The sequence below is a fragment of the Streptomyces xanthii genome, from assembly GCF_014621695.1.
In the GTDB taxonomy this organism is placed as follows: Bacteria; Actinomycetota; Actinomycetes; order Streptomycetales; family Streptomycetaceae; genus Streptomyces; species Streptomyces xanthii.
Genome location: NZ_CP061281.1, coordinates 361,111 through 384,163 on the forward strand (window position 1 = coordinate 361,111; position 23,053 = coordinate 384,163).

Consider the following 23,053-nt stretch of genomic DNA (forward strand, 5'->3'; position numbering starts at 1 on the left):
CCGTCCGGTTCCGACCGAACGGCCGCACGTCGGGGCCGCTTCCGTGTGCTCGTATGCTCGGAGGCGGCACGACGGATCGATCTTGGAGTGACACGGTGGCGCGACGGCCGACCCTCAAGGGGACCTGGGACCGCTTCGTGGCGTCCGACCCCGGCCTGCTGCGGCTGATGGCGGGACTGCGGACCGTCGCGGCGATCGGCCTCGCGCTCGCCGTGCTCGCGATCATCGGCATGAGTGTGACGCAGATGGTCGTGGGCGCCATGACCGCGATGGTGAGCACGTTCGCGATCCGCGAGAAGACCGTCCGCGGCCAGGCCGTCACGCTCGCGCTCGGCCTGCCGGTCGCGCTCGTGGCGATATCCCTGGGCGCGGTCCTCAACCACCGGGTCGTCGCGGGCGACCTCTTCTTCGTCGCGCTGATCTTCGGCGCGGTCTACTCCCGGCGCTTCGGCGACCGGGGCACCGCGCTCGGCCTGATCGGCTTCCAGGTGTACTTCGTGTCCCTGTTCGTCGGCGCGGGCACCGGCCAACTGCCGCCCCTGTACGGGGTCCTGGCCATCGCCTTCGCGTGCAGCGCGGCGGCCCGCTTCGCGCTGGTGCCGGAGACCCCGCAGCGGGTGCTCGGCCGGCTGCGCGAGGCGTTCCGGGCCCGGCTCGGCCAGCTGGTCACGGCGCAGACGCGGCTGCTGGACGCGCCTCCGGAGGAGCTCGACGACGTCCTGGACGACCTGCGCCGGCACACGGCCCGGCTCCACGAGTCGGCCCTGATGATCCAGGGCCGACTGGAGGACGGCACGCGCGACGAGGCGGCGGCCGCGCTCGTCCAGCGCCGTGTCGCGGACGCGGAGGTCGCGGCCGAGCGCCTCGGAATGCTGCTCCTGAACGCCCGCAGCGCGGACCGTGCCGACACCCTGACCCTGCATCTGCCGGGCGCGCCCGTACCGGCCACCGGTCGGCTGCTGCGCCGCGAGGACGAGGCGACGGCGACGCTGCGCCGCGATCTGGGCGCCCTGCACCTCATGGTGATCCGCCCCACGGAGTCCAACCGGGGCACGGCCGTCGCCCAGATCCGCAACCGCCTGCTCGGCTACCGCGACGAGGAGCGCATCCCGCCGGGCGCCACGCTCGCCGTGCAGGACGTGTTCCGCGGCATCGGTGAGGCGGCCCGCGCCGTGCTCGGTCTGCGGCTCGCGCTCGACGGGCCGCAGGACGAGTCGGACGACTCCCCCGCGACGACGCGTTCGCGCGAGGAGTTCGACGCGGAGGACGTGTCGATCTCGGTGGAGAAGGAGGTCGCCGAGGAGGCGGAGGAGGAGCCGTCGGGGCTGCGCCGCCCGACGACCCGCGCCGCGTTCCAGGTCGCGGTGGGCTCCTCGCTCGCCATCGTCGGCGGCGAGTTCCTGTCCACGCAGCGCTGGTACTGGGCGGTGCTCACCTGCTGGGTCGTGTTCCTCAACACGGCGTCCACCGGCGAGATCGTGGTCAAGGGCTACCGGCGGCTGCTCGGCACGGTGCTCGGTGTCGTCGCCGGTGTGGGGCTCGCGGGCGCGGTCGGCAACCACACGTGGATCGCGTTCGGCCTCGTCCTGCTCTGCGTGTTCGCCATGTTCTTCACCGCCCCGCTGTCGTACGCGCTGATGTCGTTCTTCGTCACGGCGATGCTCGGCCTGCTCTACACCCTGCTCAACACGTACAGCGTCGACGTGCTCGTACTGCGGATCGAGGAGACGGCGCTCGGCGCGGCCTGTGGCATCATCGCCGCGATGCTGGTGCTTCCGGTGCGCACCGACAGCCGTACGGACGAGCAGCTGGCGACGGTCCTGGAGCGGCTCGGCGACGTGGTGGCGGGAGCGGTGGAGCAGCTCAGCGGCGGCCCCGCGGCCGATCTGCTCGACAAGGCGCGGGACCTGGACACGGCGCTCGACGACCTGCGGGCGTCCACCCAGCCGCTGACGCATCCGATCACCCCGTTGCGCGAGCGCCGCCAGACGGCCCGCTATCTGGTGGCCCTCCTTGAGACGTCGGCGTACCACGCGCGTTCCCTCGCGGCGACGGCCGAGCTCGTGCCGTACAGCAAGCGGGTGGGGGCCGATCCCCGGCTCGGGCGGGCGGCCCGGCGCATCGCGCACAACATCGACGTACTCGTCGCGCACGTCACCGAGGCCGACAGGAGCGGCCGCGTGGAGTCGGGCGCGAGCATCGCGGCGATGCTGGAGACGGACGGTCTCGGCGTGCCCGCGGCGAACACCGTGACGTTCCGCGTGCTGCGGCACCTGCAGCGTCTCGACGAGGGCATCACGGGTCTGGCCAGGCCCCTCGACGTTCCCGTGGGCCCGCGTGCGTGACGGGAGTTGATGATTGACTGGCCCGAACACCCGTGCTTGAGGAGGCACTTCATGTCGGACCAGGGTTCCGGATACGCCGCCGCGTCTGAGCTGCGCAGCCGCATCGACACCACGACGCCGCACTCGGCCCGCTTCTGGAACTACTTCGTGGGCGGCAAGGACCACTACGAGGTGGACCGGGAGGTCGGCGACCAGATCAAGGAGATATTCCCCGGGCTCGTCGACGTGGCGCGCACCAGCCGGCACTTCCTGGGCCGCATCGTGCGGCATCTGGCGGTCGAGCAGGGGGTGCGGCAGTTCCTGGACATCGGCACGGGGCTGCCGACCGGGGACAACACGCACCAGGTCGCCCAGAGCGTGGCCCCCGACGCCCGCATCGTGTACGTGGACAACGACCCGCTGGTCCTGACCCACGCGCGGGCGCTGCTGACCAGCACGCCCGAGGGTGCCACGGCGTACCTCGACGCGGACCTCTACGACCCGGCGACGATCCTCGAGGCGGCCGCGGGCACGCTCGACCTGTCGCGGCCGGTCGCGCTGATGATCCTCAACACGCTGGGCCACGTCGACCCGGTCGAGCGGGCGCAGGGACTGATCAAGGAGCTCATGGCCGGGCTCGCGCCGGGCAGTTTCCTGGCGGTCAGCGACGGCACGGCCACGAGCCCGGGCATGATCGCCGCGTCCGAGGCGTACAAGGACAGCGGCGCGGTGCCGTACCACGTGCGCTCGGTCGCGGAGCTCACCTCGCTGTTCGACGGTCTCGAACTGCTGGAGCCCGGCGTCGTGCGGGTCACGGACTGGCGGCCGGAGCCCGGCGCCGCGCCGGCCGCGGGACCGGCGGTCGACGCGTACGGCGGCGTGGCCCGCAAGGCCTGACGCCGGGCTCCGGCGACGGGGCTACTTCCCGGCCCACCGGCGGATCGTCGCGGTGGCGGCGTCCCGCTGGTCGGCCGGAAGGGCGGAGATCCGCGCGCCGTGGTTCGAGCCGGGCACGACGTACTTGTACGAGTCGTGGGCGCTCGGGGTGAACTGCTCGGCGCTCCACGGGTCGTTCTGCCCGTACACGAAGAGCATGCGCCGCGAGTCGTTGCGCACCCACTTGTCGACGCCCTTGATCACGGTGCCGTCGTAGGTGGTGCGCATGCCCTCGGGCAGGACCGAGTTCGGCTGGTAGATGTCCGGGTAGTGGCGCACACCCTGGAGGTTCTTGAACTTGAGGCCGGCCCAGCCGAGCTGGGCGGCGGCCTGCCGGTAGTAGGGGCCGCTGCCGTTGGCGCCGAGGGTCGAGTCCTCGTAGACGGACAGGCCGTGGCCGAGGGACCACTGGTAGAGCTCGTCGTCGGAGACGGTCTTCGCGTCGGGAACGGTGGGGCAGTCGGCGGCGGTGCCGGACTGCCAGAAGTTCCACACCTGGTCCAGGACGGCGAACTCGTAGGCGCGGTCGGTCGTGCCGAGCGTCTCGGTGAAGGTGTAGCCCTCGTCCTTCGCGGTCTGCTCGAACTTGGGGAGCAGCGTGTCGCGGCGGGCGAGCATCTCTCTCTGCACGGCGGCGAGCGCGTCGCGGCACTGCTGGGTGCCGACGGACGTGAAGAAGCGCTCGTACGTGCTGTCGTCGTCGTTGTTCGCGTCGTTCGGGGCGACGTAGGCGACGACGCCGTCGTAGTCGCGCGGGTAGAAGCGGTAGTGGTAGGTCGCCGTCATGCCGCCCTTGGAGCCGCCGGTCGCGAGCCACTTGGAGGTCTTCTCGTACAGCGGCCGCACGGCCTGGACGACGGCGTGCTCGTCGGCGGCCTCCTGCTGGACGGTCATCTTGTTCCAGGGCGTGGCACCGGCGGGGACGGACGGCCCGAAGAAGCGGTGCTCCATGCTCAGCTGGTTGGCGTCGAGGAGCGCGGTGGGTTCGCGGGTCGACGAGGAGAGCCCGTAGCCACCGGTGTAGAAGACGACGGGCCGGTCGGCGGACTTGTGCCAGAGGGTGAAGCGCTGCTGGAAGGTGCCGGCCGCCGGGTCGTCGTGGTCGACGGGCTGGGTGATCGACAGGGAGTAGAGCGGGAAGCCCTCCTTGTCCGTCACGCCGGTGACGGACACGCCGGGTATCGCGCGCAGCCGGTCCTCGAAGGACCCGTCCGCGGCGGAGGCCGGTGCGGCGGTCGCGGCGAGGGCGCCGGCGGTCAGAGCGGCGGACAACAGCAGCGTGGGTACGGTGCGCAGGCGCACGGATGCCTCCCGGGTTGTGGGCACGACGAGTTGGATCACGATCGGTGAGCGTGACCTTAACGCGCCCGGGGCCGCCGGGAGTTGAGTGCGGGAAGTTACTGCTCGTTACTGTCCCGGCCCGGGGTGCGGGCGGGGCCGGGAACGCGCGGAGGCCGGGCCCCGCCGTGTGGCGGGACCCGGCCTCCGCGAGTGACTCGGAACCGGTGGCTCAGGTCCGGCGGATCAGAGCCGGTGGTTCAGAGCCGTTGGTTCGGATCGGATCCGGTGGATCAGAGCTGGCCGGACTCGGAGATCGTGATCTTGGCGGCGGTGGCACCGCTGCGCGAGCCGAGGGACTCGATCTTCTTCACGAGCTCCATGCCGTCCTCGACCTCGCCGAAGACGACGTGCTTGCCGTCCAGCCACTCGGTGACGATCGTGGTGATGAAGAACTGCGAGCCGTTGGTGTTCGGGCCCGCGTTGGCCATGGAGAGCAGGCCCGGCTTGGTGTGCTTGAGCTCGAAGTTCTCGTCGGCGAACTTCTCGCCGTAGATGCTCTTGCCGCCGGTGCCGTTGCCGGCGGTGAAGTCGCCGCCCTGGAGCATGAAGGCCGGGATGACGCGGTGGAAGGAGGAGCCGGCGTAGCCGAAGCCCTTCTCACCGGTGCACAGCGCGCGGAAGTTCTCCGCGGTCTTCGGGACGACGTCGTCGAAGAGGTTGAACGTGATCCGCCCGGCGGGCTCGTCGTTGATCGTGATGTCGAAGTAGGTCTTGATTGCCATGGCGCAATCTTTTCATCACGACGGGCGGATTGCCGATTCGGCCCGCCCGGACGACCGCGCCGCGACACCCGGTAGTCACGGCGTGGCCGTACGTGACCGTTTCAGGCCGACAGGCGGTCGCGGGCCTGCACGCCGTCCTTGAGCGGCCGCATTCCGTGGGCCTTGGCGAGCCCGTACGGCGGCATGTCGCCGTAGATGGTCTCGTACGAGCCGGCCGGGACGACGTAGGTCTCGTGCCAGAGGCCGACATGACCGCCGCTGTTGCGCAGGAGCTTGTTGATCCGGCCCCACCACGGGCGGTGCCGCTTGTCGGGCAGGGCCGCATAGGTGAGCAGCTTGTCCTTGGACTCCCAGTACTGGATGACGAAGTACGAGCGCGGGCTCGCGGTGCCCAGGATGTGGTCGAGAAGTCCCAGACCTCGGTCCTTCTTCAGCTCCCTGAGCATCATGGGCATCGCGAAGAACACCGGAATCCAGCGGTGCACCGCCCAGAAGTGATTGATCCGCATGCCGATGAGGAAGACGACGACGTCCTCATCGACGGCAGCGGTCGAGCGTCCCAGTTGCGTGCGTGCGGACACGACTCCCCCGATCCGTCGGACTACGAATGTGAGACTGCAGGCCATGAGCGTGCTGCGGCTGCGGCGATCACCGGAGCCGTGGTTGGATAGTGGCACTTTCCAAGAAGGGGCACAAGAGATGCGGCTTGCGGAGCTGAGCGAGCGCAGCGGGGTGCCGGTGGGCACCATCAAGTACTACCTGCGCGAAGGCCTGCTCCCGCCGGGGCGGCGGATCAGCGCGACCCAGGCGGAGTACGAGGAGGCGCACGTGCGCCGGCTCGCGCTGATCCGGGCGCTGGTCCAGGTCGGCCGGGTGCCGGTGGCCACGGCCCGCGAGGTGATCGCGGCGGTCGACGACGAGTCGCTCTCCACGACGTTCCGGGTGGGCGCCGCGATGTGGGCGCTGCCCCAGCCGCCGGACCCGGACCCGCAGGACCCGCACATCGTGCGGGCGACGGCGCTGGTCGAGTCGCTGCTCGACGAGCTGGGCTGGACGCACGCGCGGGAGATCGGCGCGCTGTCCCCCAGCTACCGCGCCCTGATCAGCTCACTGGCGACCCTGCCCCGGGTCGGCTACGAGTTCCCGCCCGAGCAGCTGACCCCCTACGGCCGCGCCGTGGAGGAGATCGCGACGGTGGACCTCGACCACCTGGACCGGTACGACGACACCACCGAGAAGGCGGAGATCGTGGTCGGCGCCGCCGTGCTCTTCGAACCGGTGCTGCTCGCGCTGCGCCGGCTCGCCCAGGAGGAGCTGACGACCAGGCGTTACGGCTTGTGAGGACCGGGCCGGGGCTGCCTACGATGGCGGCAGGCCCCGGGATCCCGGTGGCGGGTCGGCAATCGGGAGGGGCGTCATGATCATCTTCGGCACGCGGGGCTATGCGTACCAGCTCGCCATGCTCACGCTGGTGTGCGGCAACTGCGGCAATCCGGCCGCGCACGCGCTGCGCAAGTACGTCACGAAGTTCACGCTGTTCTTCGTTCCCCTGTTCCCGATCTCGACCAAGTACCGCACCCAGTGCACGTTCTGCGGGCTCGAGCAGCAGCTGCCCAGGGAGCAGGCCGAGGGGATGCTCGCACAGGCCTCGCCGGCGGCGGGCGGCAGCGCGCACCAGCAGCACGTCCAGGGCTGAGCGCCGGCCCGGCCCGGAGCCGGCCCCGCACGGGACCGGTGTCCGCCTGACGTTGGCCGAAAATATCCGCCCGGCGCCTTGCCCCGGGCCGCCTAGGGCCTTTCTTTCGGATCAGGCTGGATCAGGGAGCGGGGCGTGGTGCGTGCAGCTGCAAGGCGGAGGAGGGCGACAACGCGGAGCGTTGGCAACCGACGACAACGCCGCAGATGCGCGTGCCACGCCCCGCGAGCCCAGCCTGATCCGAAAGAAAGGCCCTAGATGCCTCCAGCAGCCGCACGCCGGAGGCATCCGCCGTTCCCGGGCCCCGCACGGAGGCCGTTTCCGTCCCCTCCGGGACCGGCTTCCGCCTCCCCTTCCGGTTCCTCACGCCGTATCACGCCCCCTGTCACGGAAGGCGAGTTCGCGACGAAGTCACCGCCAGGGCGTACTACCCGGATTGTCCGGTCTGCTCGGCCCGCGGCATGACTAGCATGAGCGCTCGTACGGTCCGGAAGATCGGCGTCCCATTCGGCGTCCGCCTGGTGGACCGAGCCGTCGACGTGACCGGTCGGCGCATCACCCCCGCACTCAAGGACCGAGGACCGCGGAATGTCAGTGCCTGCTCCTCCCCGCCCGCGCGCGACCGCGAAGGCCCGGCGCACCTCGCTCGGCAGACCGCTCGCCGTGCTCGTGGCGGCGGCCGCGGCGGCCGGTGCCGCCGCCGCTCTCGCCCCCTCCGGCGCCACCGGCTGGGCGGTCGTCACGGTCGTGGTCGCCTGGGCGGCTCTGGCCGTCGCCGTCCTGCTGGGCCACACGGCCGGTGACCGGGCCCGGCGCGACGCCCGGCGGGCCCGAGAGGAACTCGCCCTGACGCAGGGCCGCCTGACGCAGCAGACCGCCGAGACGGCCCAGCTCGTGAACCTCGCGCTGCCCGCCGTGCTGCGGCGCGTCGAGGAAGGTGCCGAGGCGGCGCCGGGCGCGCAGGCCCCCTCCGACCCGCAACTGCGCAGGATCCTGGACGAGTTCACCGCGGCCCTCGAGACGGTGGACCACCGCGCCCGGCAGGCCGCCGCCGAACGGGACGCGGCCCGCGCCGAACTGGACCGGGGCACCGCCGAGTTGGCCCGTATGACCCAGGAGACGTTCCCCACCGCTGTGGCCCGGCTGCACGACGGGGTGTCCGCCGACGCGGTCCTCGCGGAGCTCGACTGGCCCGCCACCCCGGTGCTCCGCGTGCCCGCCGAGGCGTTCCTGCGCGAGCTCGCGCTGAGCGAGCGCCGCGCCGCCGCCGCGCAGGCCGCCTCCGCGAAGGCCCTCAGCCGTGTGCAGGCCAAGTCGGTGAGCATGCTGGCCGACCTGCGCAGCATGCAGGAACGTCACGGCGAGGAGGTCTTCGGCGATCTGCTCCGCCTGGACCACTCCACCTCCCAGCTCGGCCTGATGACGGACCGTCTGGCCCTGCTCATGGGCGGCCGCTCCAGCCGCGCCTGGAACAAGCCCATCGTCATGGAGAGCGTGCTGCGCGGCGCCGTCGGCCGCATCGCCGCCTACCAGCGGGTGCGTCTGCACTGCGCCACGAACGCGGCGATCGCCGGGTTCGCAGCCGAAGGCGTGATGCACCTGCTCGCCGAACTGATGGACAACGCGGCCAACTTCTCGCCGCCCATCGACGAGGTGCACGTCTACGTGGAGGAACGGTCCGCCGGGATCGTCGTCACCATCGAGGACAGCGGCCTGAAGATGGCCGACGCGGCGATGCGCCGGGCGGAGGAGGCGGTGTCCGGCCAGGTCACCGACCTGGCCTCGCTCCAGGGCACCCGGCTCGGTCTCGCGGTCGTGGGCCGGCTCGCGCTGAAGTACCGGATCGACGTCAACTTCAGGCCGTCCTCGCGCGGCGGCACCGGCGTCGTCGTCCTGCTGCCCCCGCAACTGCTCGCCCAGCAGCGCGAGGCTGTGCGGCCCACCGCCATGGCTCCGGCCGCTCCGGCCGACTCCTCCCCCACCGCGGCACCCGGCCCTGAGCCCCTGCCCGCGTCCGCACCCGCCGCCGCCCCGGAGGAGACGCACGAGCGGGCCGAGGTGCCCGCGCCGCGTCCCGCGCCCGCGACCGGCGCGACGCCGGGCGGCCTGCCGGTGCGCGCCCCGGGCCGCACCATGGCCGCCGCCGAGCAGGAGCGTTCCCGCCCCGCGCCCTCCCCCGGGCGCGTCACGGACCCCGCCCGGAACGCGGGGGCCCGCTTCGGCGCCTTCCACCGGGGCCGCAAGGCCGCGGAGAACGGCCTCGACGACCGCGCCCCGTCCGCGCCGGACACCCCCGCCCGGCGCCCCGACGGACCCGCGGACGACGCGGACCGCCCCGCGTAGCCGCCGCGCCCGAGACCCACTCACCCCCCGCTCGACACCTGAGATTGGAGGCACGGGCGGCACCCCGGCTCCCCCGCCGGGCCGGCCCGCCCGACCCGCCATGCAGACCACTGACACCAGCCTGACCTGGCTCCTCGAGAACCTCCTGGAGCGCACCCCCGGCACCCGGCACGCCCTGGTCCTGTCCCGGGACGGCCTGAAGCTGTGCTGGAGCGAGCACCTCACGCTCGACCAGGCCGACCAGCTCGCGGCGATCTGTTCCGGCATCCAGGCCCTCGCGCAGGGCGCGTCCGTCGAGTTCGGCGACGGCACCGGCGGCGTCCGGCACTCGATGACGGAGTTCCACGGCGGGCTGCTGTTCATCGTGGACGCGGGCGAGGGCGCCCATCTCGCGGTGCTGGCGGACGAGGACGCCGACCCGGGCGTCGTCGGGCACCAGATGACGGAGCTGGTGGAGCAGATCGGCGAGCATCTGCGGGCCGCGCCGCGCGAGCCCGTCGTGGGGAGCGGCGCCTCGTGACCCGGCGGCCGGTGGACACCGGCGACCCGGACCGGCTCTACACCGTCACCGGGGGCCGCTCGCGCGTCGACGACACCTCGTTCGACCTGGTCACGCTGGTGGTCAGCGAGTGCGCCCCGACCGCGGGGATGCAGTCCGAGCATGTCCGGATCCTGGAGCTGTGCCGGCATCCGACGGCCGTGGTGGAGATCGCCGCGGAGTTGCGGCTGCCGATCACGGTGATCCGCATCCTGCTCGGCGACCTGCTGGCCGGCGGGAAGGTCACCGCCCGTCATCCGCGCGCGGCCCCCGGGGTCGCCGCGCTCCCCGATTCCGACCTTCTCAAGGAGGTGCTCCATGGGCTCCGCAACCTCTGAACTGTCCGCGACCTCGGAGCTTTCCGCACGCACCCCACTCGGCGACACCGCGGACACCGGCCTGAAGATCGTCGTGGTGGGCGGCTTCGGCGTCGGCAAGACCACGCTGGTGCGCTCGGTCAGCGAGATCCGCCCGCTGAACACCGAGGAGGTCATGACGCAGGCCGGAGTGGGCGTCGACTCGACGGCGGGCGTCGCCTCGAAGACGACCACCACCGTGGCCTTCGACTTCGGCCGCATCAGCCTCAACGACCGCATGGTCCTCTACTTGTTCGGCGCCCCGGGCCAGGAGCGGTTCTGGTTCCTGTGGGACCGGCTGTTCTCGGGGACGCTGGGCGCGGTCGTCCTCGTCGACACCCGGCGCATGGACGACTCCTGGTACGCCATCGACCGGCTGGAGCACCACGGCACGCCGTTCGTGGTGGCGGTCAACCGGTTCGACGACGAGCCGGTGCGGCACTCCCTCGACGAGATACGCCAGGCGCTCGCGCTGCCCGCCCACGTGCCGATGGTGGACTGCGACGCCCGGGTCAGATCCTCGGGCAAGGACGTGCTGATCACCCTCGTCGACCACCTCTACGAACTGGCCATGGCCCAGGAGACGACACCGTGACCGACCAGAGCCCCACCGCCCCCGCAGGCTGCCCGGCGCACGCGGGCGCGGTCCCGCTGAGCGGCCTGGAGTACCAGCAGACGCCGTCCCAGCTGTACCGCTCGCTGCGCCGCGAGCACGGCCCGGTCGCCCCCGTGCTGCTCGACGGAGGCGTGCCGGCGTGGCTGGTGCTCGGCTACTCCGAGGTCAGCTACGTGACCGCGCACGACGAGTTGTTCGCCCGTGACTCGCGCCGCTGGAACCAGTGGGAGAACATCCCCGCGGACTGGCCGCTGATGCCGTTCGTCGGATACCAGCCCTCGGTGCTGTTCACGGAGGGCGCGGAGCACCAGCGGCGGGCCGGGGTGATCACGCACGCCCTGGAGCAGGTCGACCAGTTCGAACTGGCCCGGGACTGCGGGCAGATCGCCGACGCGCTGATCTCCCGGTTCGCGGGCAGCGGCCAGGCCGAGCTGATGGCGGCGTACGCGCACGCGCTGCCGATGCGGGCCGCGGTGCAGATGTGCGGGATGCCGCAGCTCGGCACGGACACACAGGATCTGGTGGACGATCTGCGGATCTCGCTGGACGCGGCCGAGGGCGACGATCCGGTCGCGGCGTACGTGCGGGTGGGCGAGCGGATCGCGGCGCTGGTCAAGGAGAAGCGGGAGCGGCCCGGCGCGGACGTCACCTCGCGGATGATCCTGGACCCGGCGGGGCTGACCGACGAGGAGATCGTGCAGGACCTGATCTCGGTGATCGCCGCGGCCCAGCAGCCGACGGCGAACTGGATCTGCAACACGCTGCGTCTGCTGCTGACCGACGAGCGGTTCGCGCTGAACGTCTCGGGCGGCCGGGTGAGCGTCGGCGAGGCGCTCAACGAGGTACTGTGGCTGGACACCCCAACGCAGAACTTCATCGGCCGCTGGGCGGTGCGCGACACCCAGCTGGGCGGCCGTCTGATCCGTGCCGGCGACTGTGTGGTGCTGGGGCTCGCGGCGGCGAACACGGACCCGCAGATCTGGCCCGAGTCGCACGTGGGCGCGGAGAACGCGGCGCACCTGTCGTTCAGCAACGGCGAGCACCGCTGCCCCTACCCGGCGCCGCTCCTCGCCGACGTCATCGCGCGCACGGCGGTGGAGACGCTCCTGGACCGGCTGCCGGACCTGGTGCTCGCGGTGGAGCCGGCGGAACTGACCTGGCGTCCGTCGATCTGGATGCGGGGTCTGACCTCGCTGCCGGTGCGGTTCACCCCGGTCGTGCACTGAGCGGCCCGAGCACCGGGCAGCCGAACAGTTCGGCCAGCAGGGCCCGTTGACGGTCCGTCACCGGTGTGACGAACACGGCGGCGTCCGCTCCGGTCCGCGCGCAGAGGGCCGCCGCCTCCTGCGCCTTGCCGGAGCTGAGGACCGTACGGGCGGAGTGCGGCTGGTCCATCTTGGCGGCCCCGCCCGCCGACACCCCGCGCCGCTGCACGATCCGCCCGACGACGCGGGCGCCTGCGGCGGTCAGTTCGGCCTCGGCGGCGTCCATGCGAGCCGTGTGATCCTTGTGGCGCGCGCTGAAGTGCCCTACGAGGATGATGTCCGCACCGGCCACAGGCGGGGCCTGCACCGGTGCCGGGCCCGGCACCGGCCGCCGCCCCGGTCGCCGGTCACGCCTCACATTCTGCTGCATGCCGGCCAGCGTAAGCCCTTCAGTAGGCGGCGCCCATGGACTCCCGCACCTCCCGGAGGGTCCGCTCCGCGATCTCGTTGGCGCGGGCGTTGCCGGACCGGAGTACGTCCCTGACCAACGCCCGGTCCGCGGCGAACTCGGCGCGACGCGCGCGGATCGGGGCGAGGCGGGTGTTGACGGCCTCGGTGACACGGCGTTTGAGCGCGGCGCCGCCCCCGTCACCGATCTCCTCGGCGACCTGAAGCGGGTCGGTCTCCTCGCAGAGCGCGGCGAGGAGCACGAGGGAGGACACCTCGGGCCGGTGCGCGGGATCGTACGTGATGCGCCGGTCGGCGTCGGTCTTGGCGCCGCGCAGGAGGCGGGCGGTCTCGTCGGCGTCGGCGGACAGGGAGATCGCGTTGCCGCGGCTCTTGCTCATCTTGCCGCCGTCGGTGCCGAGCAGCAGCGGCGCGGTGGAGAGCAGCGCCTCGGGCTCGGGGAAGACGGGACGGTCCTTGGCGTAGCGCTCGTTGAAGCGGCGGGCGACGGTGCGGGTGATCTCCAGGTGGGGCAGCTGATCCTGGCCGACGGGGACGAGGTCGGCCTTGCAGAAGAGGATGTCGGCGGCCTGGTGGACGGGGTAGGTGAACATGAGGCCGCTGACGGAGGCCTGCCGCGAGTGCGCGATCTCGTCCTTGACGGTGGGGTTGCGGTTGAGTTCGGAGACGGAGACCAGGCTGAGGAACGGCAGCAGGAGCTGGTTGAGGGCGGGCACGGCGCTGTGGGTGAAGATCGTGGAGCGCTCGGGGTCGATGCCGATGGCGAGGTAGTCGAGGACGAGCTCCTCGACGTACTCCTTCAGGTTCTCGGCGATGTCGCGGTCGGTGAGGACCTGGTAGTCGGCGACGAGGACGAGGGTCTCGACGCCGAGGTCCTGGAGTCTGACGCGGTTGTGCAGGGTGCCGAAGTAGTGGCCGAGATGGAGGCGTCCGGTGGGGCGGTCGCCGGTCAGGACGCGGAACCGCGAGGGGTCCTTGCGGATCAGCTGCTCGAGCTCGGCGCTGCGGGCCTGCGCGGTACTGGTGCCGAGGGCGTCGGTGCTGGTGCTGGTGCTCATGGTGTCTGTCTCCCGGGGTCGTGGTCGCCCTCGGGACGGCACCGCTTCCGGGAGACTTCCGGGGAAGCAGAAAGGGCCGTCCGGGGACGGCCCTTGTACGTGCGTGAGTGGGTGGCCGCCTCTAAGTGAGGCGCCACCAGCTCAGACACGAAGAACGATGCATACGGCCATGCTACACGGGACCTCGGCGGAGGTCAGGCCTCCACCGGGGTGAAGAGCACCGGCAGGGACTGCGGGCCACGGGTGAACACGCCCTGCTCGACCGGGTCGAAGCCGTCGGCGAGCCGCAGGTCGGGCATCGCGTCGAGGAGCTGGTTCACGCCGGTCTCGACCTCGGCCTTGGCGAGCAGCGCGCCGACGCAGAAGTGCCGGCCGAGCGCGAAGGCGAGGTGGTCGGCGGCGGCCGAGAAGGCGGTCGTGGTGGTCAGGTCCTCGCGGAAGATGTCGAAGCGGTCGGGGTCCTTGTAGCGGTTCTCGTCGCGGTTGGCGGAGCCGATGAGGCAGGTGACGGTGGCTCCGGCGGGGACGGTGCCGCCGCTGAGCTCCACGTCGACGGCGGACTGCCGCATGATCATGTGGACGGGCGGGGTGAAGCGCAGCGTCTCGGCGAAGGCGCGGGCGATCAGGGAGCGGTCCTCGCGGACGGCGGCCAGCTGCTCGGGGTGGGTGAGCAGGTTGGCGAAGATGCTGGCGATGGCCTTGTCGGTGGTCTCGCCGCCGGCGGCGAGGAGCAGGCTGCAGAAGGCCTTGATGTCCTCGTCGTTCATGCGGACGCCGTCGACCTCGGCGGCGCAGAGCGCGGAGAGCAGGTCGTCGCCGAGGTTCTCGCGGCGGGCCTGGATGATCGGGATCATGTACTCGGCGAACTCGACGCGGGTGCGCTCGCCCGCGGCGGCGACGTCGGGGTCGCCGGCGAGGTTGCCGAGGAAGGCGATGACGGTCGTGTACCAGCCGTGGAAGCGGGCGTGGTCGGCCTTGTCGAGGCCGAGCATGTCGGCGATGACGTTGACCGGGAAGCGGGTGGCGTAGTCCGTGACGAGGTCGGCGGAGCCGGTGGCGCGGAAGGTGTCTATGAGCTCACGGGAGTTGGCCTCGATGACGGGCAGGAACTTCTCCTGGAGGTCGCTGCCGCGGAAGGCCGGGGCGACGAGCGCCCGGCGCACCGCGTGCTCGCGCCCGCTGAGCTGGAGGATCGTCTTGCCGTGCACCGGCTCGATCTGCCAGTCGTAGTTGTCGGTGGTGAACTGCGCCTCCTTGTCCTTGAAGACGCGCTCGACGTCGGCGTACCGCGAGACGATCCAGCTCTGCGTCGGCTCGTGCCAGATGAGCGGCGCGGACTCCCGCATGGCGCGGTAGGCGGGGTAGGGGTTCTGGGCGAACTCCGGCGACAGGATGTCGGGGATCTGCGCGGTGGACATGGAGCTCCCTGAGTGGGGTGACGGACGGTCCACCTCAGGTTATTGATCACCCGTCACCCGGAACAGGCTGCTCCACGCCGACAGTTGAGCGCTGCACGATCCTCGTGGCCGAAAACCGACGCCACCCGGCCGGTCTCAGCCGTTGGGGAGGATGACGGCCCGGCCGTTGATCTTGCCGTCGTGCAGGCGCGCGTAGGCCTCGGGCGCGTCGCCGAGCGAGTACGTCTCGGTGTGCACGGAGACGTCGCCGGCCCGCGCCAGGTCGAGCACCTCGATGAGTTCGGCGCGGCTGCCCCAGTACGGGGCGGTGACGCTGACCTCGTAGTTCTGCCGGCCGAAGCCGACGGGCAGGGCGCCGCCGCCGATGCCGACGAGGGTGACGTCACCCTCGGTCGCGGCGATGGCGCCGGCGGTGTCGACGGTGGGCTGGATGCCGACGAAGTCGAAGACGGCCTCGGCGCCGCGCCCGCCGGTGAGCTCGCGGACCTTCGCGGCGGCGCCGGCGTCGGAGAGGATCGCCTGGTGGGCGCCGACGGTGCGGGCGAGCGAGAGCTTGTCCTCCGAGACGTCGAGGGCGACGACGCGGGCGGCGGTCATGGCGCGCAGCAGCTGGATGGCGACGTGGCCGAGGCCGCCGGTGCCGATGACGACGGCGGTGGAGCCGGGTACGAGCTTGGGCAGCGAGCGCTTGACGGCGTGGTACGGGGTGAGGCCGGCGTCGGTGAGCGGCACGGCGGCGACGGGGTCGAGGCCGCCGAGGGGCACGAGGTGGCGCGGGTCGTCGACGAGCATGTACTCGGCCATGGAGCCGGGGGCGCCGAGGCCGGGCGGACGGATGCCGAGCTCGGCGGCGCGCAGGCAGTAGTTCTCCTTGCCCTCCGCGCACTTGATGCAGGCGCCGCAGCCCCAGGGGCCGTAGACGGCGACGGAGTCGCCCTCGCGCACGCCGGTCACGCCCGCGCCGAGGGCGGCGACGGTGCCGACGCCCTCGTGGCCGAGGGTGAGGGGCAGCGGGAAGGAGAGCTCCTCGGCGGACCAGCTCATGACGGCGATGTCGGAGTGACAGACACCGGCCGCGGTGACCTTCAGGAGGACCTGCCCGGGGCCCGGCTCGGGATCGGGGACGGTGACGACCTCGGGGGCTGCTCCGACGGTCCGGTACTGAAGCGCCTTCATGACTCGACTCCTTCGTCGCTCTCGCGTGCCCCCGCCCCTCCACCGTACTCCCGCTCGCGTCCCATCGGGACACATGTCCCCATGGGACATGCATCACGGCAAAAAAGGACCCCGACCGTACGGGGGAGAACGGTCGGGGCCTGATTCAAAGTTTAACATCGAACCAACCTGTTCCGTGCCGCCACCGCGCCGCACGGGGGTGAGGTCGGACACATCGATTCATCAGACGCACATGCCGCGTTCCACCACTGCCCATAAGGTGTCAAAGGCCAGCATTCGCCGCCACCTGTGCAGGGAGAGCTCGTGGTTCAACCGCAGGACGTCCTCACCGCACCCGTCAAAGCCTCGGTCTTCCTCGTCGTCACCGTCGCGCCCGGCGGGGAGGAGACCGTACGGGACACCCTGGAGGACCTGTCGGGGCTGCGCAGATCCGTCGCCTTCCGCGCCCCCGAGGACACCCTCACCTGCATCACCGGCATCGGCTCGACCGCCTGGGACCGGCTCTTCGCCGGCCCCCGCCCGCGCGAACTGCACCCCTTCCAGGCCCTGGCCGGACCGCGCCACCTCGCCCCGGCCACCCCCGGCGATCTCCTCTTCCACATCCGCGCCCGCCGCATGGACCTCTGCTTCGAACTGGCCCGGCTGCTGATCGAGCGGCTCGGCCGCGCGGTGACCGTCGTGGACGAGGTGCACGGGTTCAAGTACTTCGACGAGCGCGACCTGCTGGGCTTCGTCGACGGCAGCGAGAACCCGACGGGGAACGCCGCACCGGCCGCCGTCCTCATCGGCGACGAGGACCCGGACTTCCGCGGCGGCAGCTACGTCATCGTGCAGAAGTACGTGCACGACATGGCGGCCTGGGAAGCCCTGCCGACCTCCGAGCAGGAGAAGGTCATCGGCCGCGCCAAACTCACCAACGTGGAGATGCCCGACGACGTGAAGCCGTCGAACTCGCACGTCGCGCTCAACACGATCGTCGACGAGGACGGCACGCAGCGCCAGATCGTGCGCGAGAACATGCCGTTCGGCACGATCGGCGCCGGCGAGTTCGGCACCTACTTCATCGGCTACGCGCGCACGCCGGACGTGACCGAGCGGATGCTGCGCAACATGTTCCTCGGCGATCCGCCCGGCAACCACGACCGCATCCTCGACTTCTCCACGGCGGTCACCGGCTGCCTCTTCCACGTGCCGACCGCCGACTTCCTCGACGACCTGCCCGCGCCGCCCGCCCGGACCGCCGACCCCGTCGGCGGCACCCTCGGCATCGGCAGCCTCAAAGGAGCCTGAGCACCATGAGTACGAACCTGCACCGGGAACTCGCGCCGATCACCCCCGCCGCATGGGCCGAGATCGAGGAGGAGGCGCGGCGCACCTTCCAGCGCCATGTGGCGGGCCGCCGCGTCGTGGACGTCACCGGTCCCGACGGCCCCGAGCTCGCCGCGGTCGGCACCGGCCATCTCAGCGACATCAGTCCGCCGGCGCCGGGCGTCCTGGCCAGGCTGCGCGGGGTGCAGCAGCTGGTCGACCTGCGGGTGCCGTTCACCGTGAGCCGGGACGCCGTCGACGACGTGGAGCGGGGCGCGCAGGACTCCGACTGGCAGCCGGTGAAGGACGCGGCCCGCGCCATGGCCTTCGCCGAGGACCAGGCGATCTTCGACGGGTACGCGGCGGCGGGCATCCCGGGGCTGCGCGAGCGCACCTCGAACCCGGTGCTCAGCCTGCCGGCCGAGCCGCGCGACTATCCGGACACGATCAGCCGGGCGCTGACCGCGCTGCGCCTCGCCGGTGTCGACGGCCCGTACGCGCTGCTGCTCGGCGCGGACGCCTACACGGCGGTCAGCGAGACCTCCGACCACGGCTATCCGATCGCCAACCACCTGGGCCGCCTTCTGAACGGTGAGCTGATCTGGGCGCCCGCGCTCAACGGCGCTTTCGTGCTGTCCACGCGGGGCGGCGACTTCGAGCTGCGGCTCGGCGAGGACCTGGCGATCGGCTACACGACGCACGACGCGCACGGCATCGAGCTGTACTTCCAGCAGACGCTGACCTTCCTGCCCTACACCGACGAGGCCGTCGTCGCGCTCAACGCCTGAGTAGGCGCGCCCCGGCGGTTGAGTACCCGCACCGGTGCGCCGGTGCGGGCCCGGCGCGTTCGATGGCGCCATGGAACCTCTCCCCACCGGGCCCTTCGACGCGCCGCAGCGACCGCGCTTCTGGTCCGCCGTGGCCGCCGTGCTGTTCCTGCCCGCGGCCCTCGGCGCGGCCGTGCTCACCCTGATGTCCGAACGGGCGGGCCGCTGTCTCACGTACGGGGAGCGGTGCGGCTCCTCGCTCCCGAACCAGGTGTTCGCCGGGGCGCTGGTGCTGGGGCTCGCCGCGCTGGTGGTGGTGCAGGCCGCGCCCGGCGTGCGGGTGCGCCGTTGGGCACTCGCCGCGCAGCTCGTGTTCGAGGGCACGGCACTGGTGACGATCCTCAGCCACGCATGAGGCGTTCGACCGCCTTCACCGCGGCTGTGGCGCCGTCCTCGGTGGCCATCCGGGCGGCGACACCGGCTGCGCCGGTCGCTTCCGGCAGGGCGCGCAGGGCTGCGGTGAGGCGGGCGGCGGTGAGCTGCCCGAACGGGATCGGGGTGACGGCGGCGCCCGCGCGGTGCAGCCGGCCGGCCCAGAACGGCTGGTCCGCGGTGACCGGCACCGGCACCGAGGGCACGCCCGCGCGGGCGGCGGCGGCCGAGGTGCCCGCGCCGCAGTGGTGCACGACGCCGGCGGTGCGGGGCAGCAGGAGTTCGTGGGGCAGGTCGCCGACGGTGAGGATGCCGTCGGTGTCGGCGGCGAGCCCCGCGGCGCCCGACTGGAGGATGCCGCGCAGCCCCGCGCCCCGCAGCGCCTCGACGGCGAGCGCGCTCAGCCGCTCCCCCTCCCCCGACGCCATGCTCCCGAAGGACACGAGGACGGGCGGGGGCCCGGCGGCGAGGAAGTCCTCGACCTCCGGCGGCAGTTCACGCGTGGCGAGATACGGCCACCAGGTACCGACGACCTCCAGCCCGGGCCGCCAGTCGGCGGGGCGCGGCACGAGTGCCTCGCTGAATCCGTGCAGCACCGGACGGTGGGCCCTCTCCTCGCGGCGGCGGACCTCGGGGCCGTGCGCGGGTGGCAGGTCGAGGCGGGCCCGCAGGTCCCGTACGGCGGGGGCGTAGACGCGGTCGACCATGCGCAGGGCGAAGCGGCCCGCGAGGCGGTTGCCGAACCGTCCGAGCGAGCGGGTCCCGGCGACGACGGGCGGGAAGGCGCCCGTGGGGGCGTTGGGCTGGAGGTGGGCGCCGGCCGCGGGGATGCCGGTGGCCTCGGTGAGGTGCGGGCCGAACGGGGCCGTGGTGGCGGACAGGAGCATCAGATCGGTGCCGGCCTCCAGGAGGTCCTCGAAGCCGCGCCCCAGGTCGGCGGCGAACGCGGAGGCGCTCCCCATCAGCGTCCGCCCCTGCCCCGGAGCCCGGCGCGGCCCGGCGGACAGCGCCCGGAACCCTAGCCCGGCGGCCCGCACCATCGGGGCGAACTCCTCCTGCGCGGCCACCCGCACGTCGTGCCCGGCGGCGAGCAGCCCGGCGCCGAGCCCGGTGTAGGGCGCGATGTCACCACGGGAGCCCGCGGTGGCGATGAGAATCTTCATGACGGCTCCTGGGAGGGTGGGTGTCGGTGGTCGGGCCCTTCCTCACCGGTCCGGGGAGCCCTCGGAGGTCTCCGGGGCGGCGTCGAGGCGGGCCGCGTTCGCGTGGACCGCGGTCCTGAGATACGCGGCCAGGCCGGGGCGCTGCTGGGGTGGCGGGACGACGAGGGCGAAGGCGCGGGGGTCGGCGGCGAAGTCGTCGGCGATGCGGCGGTGGGTTCCCGGCGGGCAGGGGGTGAACCAGCGGGCGGTGTGGCGGCGTTGTTCCTCCGCCAGAGCCATGGCCTCGGGTCCGTCGGCGGGAAGGCCGTCGTCGTACGCGGCGAGGAGGTCGCGGCGCCACGCGGCGGCCTCGCGCATCAGGGTGCGCCAGTCCTCCTTGGAGTGGGCGGCGGCGCGGGCCATCGCGGTGCGGTGGCCCGCCGAGTCCCGCCCTCGGACGTCGGCCTCGGTCGCGTAGCTGAGGTCGAAGGCGATGTCGCCGAAGACGTCGAGGCGTTCCTCGGGGGTGAGGCGCACGCCGGTCCTCTGCACCTCGATGGCCCGGTCGGTGAGTGCGGCCAGGTGGGTGAGGCGTTCCAGCTGCTCGGTGAGCTGGCGGCGGCGGGCCCGCAGATGGTCCAGCACACCGGCGTCCGGGTCGGCGAGGATCGCGGCGATCTCGTCGAGGGGGAAGCCGAGTTCGCGGTAGAAGAGGATCTGCCGCAGGCGGGCCAGGTCGGCGTCGTCGTAGCGGCGGTAGCCGGCCGGGGTGCGGGTGCTCGGCGAGAGCAGCCCGGTGCGGTCGTAGTGGTGCAGGGTGCGCACCGTCACCCCGGCGGCCTCGGAGAGCTGCCCGATCGAGTACTGCATGCCCGTGCCCTTTCGTCGGCCTCGAGCATGCAGCCTGACGTAAGGGGAGGCTCAAGCCGGGCCTCGGCGAAGGCGCCGGGGCCCGGCTCGTGGGGTCAGTCGCGGTGCGGGACCACGGCCACCGGGCACGGCGCGTGGTGCAGGACCGCGTGCGCGACGGAGCCGATGCGGGCACCGACGGCGGTGCGCCGGGCGCGCCGCCCGACGACGAGGAGCTGGGCGTCGGCGGCGACCGACAGGAGGACCTGTCCTGCGCTGCCGATCTCGGTGTGCTCGACGACCGGCACGTCGGGGTACCGCTCGCGGAGCGGGGCGAGGGCGTCGCCGAGGGCCTTCTTCTCGTACGGTTCGAGGCCGCCGGACTCGTCGAGGAGTTCGAGCGAGGCCGGGCTGTAGGCGAAGACGGGCGGGAGGCTCCAGGCGCGCACCGCACGCACGCGTGCGCCGCGGGCGGCGGCGGTGCGGAAGGCGAACTCCAGGGCGTCCGCGCTGTCCTGGGGATCGCCCTCCTGTCCGACGACGACATCGCGCCCGGCGGCCTCGCCGGGGGCCTCGTCGCCGGAGCGGACCAGGACGACGGGGCGCTCGGCGCCCGCGATGACCTGCTGCCCGACGGAGCCGAGCAGGAAGCCGACGAGCGGGCCGTGGCCGCGCGAGCCGAGCGCGAGCAGTTCCGCGCCGGCCGCGGCGGCGATCAGGGACTCGCCGGCGCCGTCGTCCTCCAGGACGTCGGTGGTGACGGCGAGTCCCGGGTGGCGCTCGGCGAGTTCCCGCCGGGTCTCCGCGAGCAGGTCGTGCGCCCACTGGATCTGCGCGGCCTCGTCGGCGGCGAGGACCAGCGTCTCGGGCAGGAGCTGTCCGACGTGCACGAGCCGCAGCGGCAGGTCGCGGCGCACCGCCTCGCGGGCCGCCCACGCGGCGGCGGCCGCACTCTCGGGTGATCCGTCCACTCCCGCGGTGATCGGCCTGTTCATCCGGCTCTCCTCCTTGTGCGGCGTACGTGTGTCTCCTCCCGATCCTGCCTCACTACGCGCGGTGACCGGCGGCGCCCTCGGCCGGCTTGCCCGCCGTCCCGGTCTTCTCGGGGCGCAGGAAGGTGTTCCAGCCGCCCGAGGGCCGCTCTCCCACCTGGAGCGAGCGCAGCCGGTCGAGGACGGCCGGGTCCTGGGCGTCCAGCCAGTCGACGAACTGGCGGAAGGACACGAGCCGTACGTCCTTCTTGTCGGAGATCTGCTTGAGGGTGGCCTCGACGGCGTCCATGTAGATGCCGCCGTTCCACTCCTCGAAGTGGTTGCCGATGAAGAAGGGGGCGCGGTTGGTCTCGTAGGCTCGGTGGAATCCGGCGAGGTAGGACTCGGTGGCCTGGGTGCGCCAGCCCGGGTAGTTGTAGGACGGGGCGCGGGTGGAGTTCTTGGACTGGTTGGCGAGGATGTTGTAGTCCATCGACAGGACCTCGAAGCGGTGGCCGGGGAACGGGATGCCCTGCAGGGGCAGGTCCCAGATGCCCTGCTTCTTGTCGGGCCAGCGCTGGAGTCCGCCGGGCGAGGAGGCGTCGTAGCGCCAGCCGAGCTCGCGGGCGACGGGCAGCAGGTTCTCCTGGCCGAGCAGGCAGGGGGTGCGGCCGCCGATGAGTTCCTTGTCGTAGTCGAAGGGCAGCGACGGGTGGTCGTGCCAACCGGTGTGGGTGCGCCAGGACTTGACAAAGGTGCGGGCCTGCTCGATCTCGCTGCGCCACTGGGCGGCGTTCCAGTTGGCGACCGAGCCGGAGCCGCCGCAGAAGTGCCCGTTGAAGTGGGTGCCGATCTCGTGGCCGTCCATCCAGGCCTGGTGGACGTTCTTGAGGGTCTCCCGGACGTGTCCGTCGGTGAGGTAGCCGATGTCGGAGGCGCCGACCGGGTTGTTGGGCGGGTTGTAGAGCCGCTTCCTGGACTCCGGCAGGAGGTAGAGCCCGGAGAGGAAGAAGGTCATGTGGGCGTTGTGCTCACGGGCCAGGTCGAGGAAGCGCGGGAAGAGCCCGTTGCCGACCTCGCCCGCGCCGTCCCAGGAGAAGATCACGAACTGCGGCGGGGTCTGGCCCGGCTCCAGCGGCGCGGCCGCGGCCGGCTGGTTCGGCTGGGCGCCGGTGTAGGAGGTGGAGCCGTCGCCGATCAGGCGCGGGGCCTTCTTCTTGGGGGCGGCGGGGCGGTCGGGGCGACGGCCCGGACCGGCCTGGGGAGCGGGCTGTTCCGCCTCGCCGGCGCATCCGCTGAGCGTCGCCGCGGCGGCGGCACCGAGACCGACCCCGAGACCCAGGCGCCCCATCTCCCTGCGGCTCATTGCCTTGCTGGAACTCATGGA

Annotated in this window: 23 protein-coding genes; 12 read left to right on the forward strand and 11 right to left on the reverse strand. The window is 72.4% G+C overall.

Features of this window, described 5'->3' with window-relative positions; genetic code table 11:
* Positions 1-167 precede the first annotated feature (167 nt).
* Both IAG42_RS01745 and IAG42_RS01750 read left to right on the forward strand, forming a co-directional pair.
* Positions 168-2,345, forward strand: a complete 2,178-nt coding sequence (locus tag IAG42_RS01745) for an FUSC family protein (RefSeq protein ID WP_223206347.1) — start codon at positions 168-170, stop codon at positions 2,343-2,345.
* 51 nt (positions 2,346-2,396) lie between these two features.
* Positions 2,397-3,221 carry an SAM-dependent methyltransferase gene (locus IAG42_RS01750; RefSeq protein WP_188335217.1) on the forward strand — a complete coding sequence of 275 codons (825 nt, stop codon included), beginning with the start codon at positions 2,397-2,399 and terminating at the stop codon, positions 3,219-3,221.
* A gap of 21 nt (positions 3,222-3,242) precedes the next feature.
* On the opposite strand, the gene IAG42_RS01755 is transcribed toward IAG42_RS01750, so the two are convergent.
* The 3 genes from IAG42_RS01755 to IAG42_RS01765 form a co-directional block, all read right to left on the reverse strand.
* Positions 3,243-4,562, reverse strand: a complete 1,320-nt coding sequence (locus tag IAG42_RS01755; protein WP_188335218.1) for a S28 family serine protease — start codon at positions 4,560-4,562, stop codon at positions 3,243-3,245.
* 269 nt (positions 4,563-4,831) lie between these two features.
* A complete protein-coding gene (locus tag IAG42_RS01760; RefSeq protein ID WP_188335219.1) occupies positions 4,832-5,323 on the reverse strand; it encodes a peptidylprolyl isomerase in 492 nt (163 codons plus the stop codon).
* A gap of 101 nt (positions 5,324-5,424) precedes the next feature.
* Positions 5,425-5,904, reverse strand: coding sequence for a DUF4188 domain-containing protein (locus IAG42_RS01765; RefSeq protein WP_223205809.1), 480 nt, complete (start codon positions 5,902-5,904; stop codon positions 5,425-5,427).
* A 118-nt stretch (positions 5,905-6,022) separates the two neighbouring features.
* Here IAG42_RS01765 and IAG42_RS01770 point away from each other — a divergent pair, with 118 nt between their 5' ends.
* The 7 genes from IAG42_RS01770 (at position 6,023) to IAG42_RS01800 (ending at position 12,098) form a co-directional block, all read left to right on the forward strand.
* Complete coding sequence (locus IAG42_RS01770; protein WP_188335221.1) at positions 6,023-6,664, forward strand: MerR family transcriptional regulator; 642 nt, start codon at positions 6,023-6,025, stop codon at positions 6,662-6,664.
* Between the two features lie 76 nt (positions 6,665-6,740).
* Positions 6,741-7,019, forward strand: coding sequence for a zinc-ribbon domain-containing protein (locus IAG42_RS01775; RefSeq protein ID WP_188335222.1), 279 nt, complete (start codon positions 6,741-6,743; stop codon positions 7,017-7,019).
* A gap of 588 nt (positions 7,020-7,607) precedes the next feature.
* Entirely contained in the window at positions 7,608-9,362 is a 1,755-nt protein-coding gene (locus IAG42_RS01780; RefSeq protein ID WP_188335223.1) for a sensor histidine kinase, read from the forward strand.
* Positions 9,363-9,462: 100 nt separating this feature from the next.
* Positions 9,463-9,882 carry a roadblock/LC7 domain-containing protein gene (locus tag IAG42_RS01785; RefSeq protein ID WP_188335224.1) on the forward strand — a complete coding sequence of 140 codons (420 nt, stop codon included), beginning with the start codon at positions 9,463-9,465 and terminating at the stop codon, positions 9,880-9,882.
* Complete coding sequence (locus IAG42_RS01790) at positions 9,879-10,238, forward strand: DUF742 domain-containing protein (RefSeq protein ID WP_188335225.1); 360 nt, start codon at positions 9,879-9,881, stop codon at positions 10,236-10,238. Before IAG42_RS01785 ends, IAG42_RS01790 begins: the two co-directional genes overlap by 4 nt.
* The gene (locus IAG42_RS01795; RefSeq protein ID WP_188335226.1) at positions 10,219-10,851 is read left to right on the forward strand and encodes a GTP-binding protein; all 633 of its coding nucleotides are present in this window, start codon (positions 10,219-10,221) and stop codon (positions 10,849-10,851) included. Before IAG42_RS01790 ends, IAG42_RS01795 begins: the two co-directional genes overlap by 20 nt.
* Positions 10,848-12,098, forward strand: coding sequence for a cytochrome P450 (locus IAG42_RS01800; RefSeq protein ID WP_188335227.1), 1,251 nt, complete (start codon positions 10,848-10,850; stop codon positions 12,096-12,098). The genes IAG42_RS01795 and IAG42_RS01800 overlap by 4 nt, the downstream gene beginning before the upstream one ends.
* On the opposite strand, the gene IAG42_RS01805 is transcribed toward IAG42_RS01800, so the two are convergent.
* The 4 genes from IAG42_RS01805 to IAG42_RS01820 all read right to left on the reverse strand — a co-directional run bounded on the left by IAG42_RS01805 (position 12,079) and on the right by IAG42_RS01820 (position 16,197).
* A complete protein-coding gene (locus tag IAG42_RS01805; RefSeq protein WP_223205810.1) occupies positions 12,079-12,363 on the reverse strand; it encodes a hypothetical protein in 285 nt (94 codons plus the stop codon). The two genes, IAG42_RS01800 and IAG42_RS01805, sit on opposite strands and share 20 nt — an antisense overlap.
* Before the next feature lie 163 nt (positions 12,364-12,526).
* Positions 12,527-13,603 (reverse strand): tryptophan--tRNA ligase, encoded by a 1,077-nt coding sequence (trpS, locus tag IAG42_RS01810; protein ID WP_188335228.1) that lies wholly within the window; start codon positions 13,601-13,603, stop codon positions 12,527-12,529.
* A gap of 194 nt (positions 13,604-13,797) precedes the next feature.
* Positions 13,798-15,021 carry a cytochrome P450 gene (locus IAG42_RS01815; RefSeq protein ID WP_188335229.1) on the reverse strand — a complete coding sequence of 408 codons (1,224 nt, stop codon included), beginning with the start codon at positions 15,019-15,021 and terminating at the stop codon, positions 13,798-13,800.
* Between the two features lie 135 nt (positions 15,022-15,156).
* Complete coding sequence (locus tag IAG42_RS01820) at positions 15,157-16,197, reverse strand: NAD(P)-dependent alcohol dehydrogenase (protein ID WP_188335230.1); 1,041 nt, start codon at positions 16,195-16,197, stop codon at positions 15,157-15,159.
* A 303-nt stretch (positions 16,198-16,500) separates the two neighbouring features.
* On the opposite strand from IAG42_RS01820, the gene IAG42_RS01825 reads away from it, so the two are divergent.
* The 3 genes from IAG42_RS01825 to IAG42_RS01835 all read left to right on the forward strand — a co-directional run bounded on the left by IAG42_RS01825 (position 16,501) and on the right by IAG42_RS01835 (position 18,687).
* Positions 16,501-17,487 (forward strand): Dyp-type peroxidase, encoded by a 987-nt coding sequence (locus IAG42_RS01825; RefSeq protein ID WP_188335231.1) that lies wholly within the window; start codon positions 16,501-16,503, stop codon positions 17,485-17,487.
* A 5-nt stretch (positions 17,488-17,492) separates the two neighbouring features.
* The gene (locus IAG42_RS01830) at positions 17,493-18,293 is read left to right on the forward strand and encodes a family 1 encapsulin nanocompartment shell protein (protein ID WP_188335232.1); all 801 of its coding nucleotides are present in this window, start codon (positions 17,493-17,495) and stop codon (positions 18,291-18,293) included.
* Positions 18,294-18,363: 70 nt separating this feature from the next.
* Complete coding sequence (locus tag IAG42_RS01835; RefSeq protein ID WP_188335233.1) at positions 18,364-18,687, forward strand: hypothetical protein; 324 nt, start codon at positions 18,364-18,366, stop codon at positions 18,685-18,687.
* On the opposite strand, the gene IAG42_RS01840 is transcribed toward IAG42_RS01835, so the two are convergent.
* The 4 genes from IAG42_RS01840 to IAG42_RS01855 form a co-directional block, all read right to left on the reverse strand.
* Complete coding sequence (locus IAG42_RS01840) at positions 18,674-19,867, reverse strand: glycosyltransferase (RefSeq protein ID WP_188335234.1); 1,194 nt, start codon at positions 19,865-19,867, stop codon at positions 18,674-18,676. The genes IAG42_RS01835 and IAG42_RS01840 overlap by 14 nt on opposite strands.
* A 42-nt stretch (positions 19,868-19,909) precedes the next feature.
* Positions 19,910-20,716, reverse strand: a complete 807-nt coding sequence (locus tag IAG42_RS01845; RefSeq protein ID WP_188335235.1) for a MerR family transcriptional regulator — start codon at positions 20,714-20,716, stop codon at positions 19,910-19,912.
* A 95-nt stretch (positions 20,717-20,811) separates the two neighbouring features.
* A complete protein-coding gene (locus IAG42_RS01850; protein ID WP_188335236.1) occupies positions 20,812-21,690 on the reverse strand; it encodes a universal stress protein in 879 nt (292 codons plus the stop codon).
* A gap of 52 nt (positions 21,691-21,742) precedes the next feature.
* A complete protein-coding gene (locus IAG42_RS01855; RefSeq protein ID WP_223205811.1) occupies positions 21,743-23,050 on the reverse strand; it encodes a polysaccharide deacetylase family protein in 1,308 nt (435 codons plus the stop codon).
* Positions 23,051-23,053: the final 3 nt, after the last annotated feature.

Bases quoted from the DNA above. Each gene is read 5' to 3' on its own strand.
- IAG42_RS01745 (WP_223206347.1), top strand. From the start codon at position 168: ATGGCGGGACTGCGGACCGTCGCGGCGATCGGCCTCGCGCTCGCCGTG.
- IAG42_RS01750 (WP_188335217.1), top strand. From the start codon at position 2,397: ATGTCGGACCAGGGTTCCGGATACGCCGCCGCGTCTGAGCTGCGCAGC.
- IAG42_RS01760 (WP_188335219.1), bottom strand. From the start codon at position 5,323: ATGGCAATCAAGACCTACTTCGACATCACGATCAACGACGAGCCCGCC.
- IAG42_RS01770 (WP_188335221.1), top strand. From the start codon at position 6,023: ATGCGGCTTGCGGAGCTGAGCGAGCGCAGCGGGGTGCCGGTGGGCACC.
- IAG42_RS01775 (WP_188335222.1), top strand. From the start codon at position 6,741: ATGATCATCTTCGGCACGCGGGGCTATGCGTACCAGCTCGCCATGCTC.
- IAG42_RS01780 (WP_188335223.1), top strand. From the start codon at position 7,608: ATGTCAGTGCCTGCTCCTCCCCGCCCGCGCGCGACCGCGAAGGCCCGG.
- IAG42_RS01785 (WP_188335224.1), top strand. From the start codon at position 9,463: ATGCAGACCACTGACACCAGCCTGACCTGGCTCCTCGAGAACCTCCTG.
- IAG42_RS01795 (WP_188335226.1), top strand. From the start codon at position 10,219: ATGGGCTCCGCAACCTCTGAACTGTCCGCGACCTCGGAGCTTTCCGCA.
- IAG42_RS01805 (WP_223205810.1), bottom strand. From the start codon at position 12,363: ATGGACGCCGCCGAGGCCGAACTGACCGCCGCAGGCGCCCGCGTCGTC.
- trpS (WP_188335228.1), bottom strand. From the start codon at position 13,603: ATGAGCACCAGCACCAGCACCGACGCCCTCGGCACCAGTACCGCGCAG.
- IAG42_RS01815 (WP_188335229.1), bottom strand. From the start codon at position 15,021: ATGTCCACCGCGCAGATCCCCGACATCCTGTCGCCGGAGTTCGCCCAG.
- IAG42_RS01820 (WP_188335230.1), bottom strand. From the start codon at position 16,197: ATGAAGGCGCTTCAGTACCGGACCGTCGGAGCAGCCCCCGAGGTCGTC.
- IAG42_RS01830 (WP_188335232.1), top strand. From the start codon at position 17,493: ATGAGTACGAACCTGCACCGGGAACTCGCGCCGATCACCCCCGCCGCA.
- IAG42_RS01835 (WP_188335233.1), top strand. From the start codon at position 18,364: ATGGAACCTCTCCCCACCGGGCCCTTCGACGCGCCGCAGCGACCGCGC.
- IAG42_RS01840 (WP_188335234.1), bottom strand. From the start codon at position 19,867: ATGAAGATTCTCATCGCCACCGCGGGCTCCCGTGGTGACATCGCGCCC.
- IAG42_RS01845 (WP_188335235.1), bottom strand. From the start codon at position 20,716: ATGCAGTACTCGATCGGGCAGCTCTCCGAGGCCGCCGGGGTGACGGTG.
- IAG42_RS01850 (WP_188335236.1), bottom strand. From the start codon at position 21,690: ATGAACAGGCCGATCACCGCGGGAGTGGACGGATCACCCGAGAGTGCG.
- IAG42_RS01855 (WP_223205811.1), bottom strand. From the start codon at position 23,050: ATGAGTTCCAGCAAGGCAATGAGCCGCAGGGAGATGGGGCGCCTGGGT.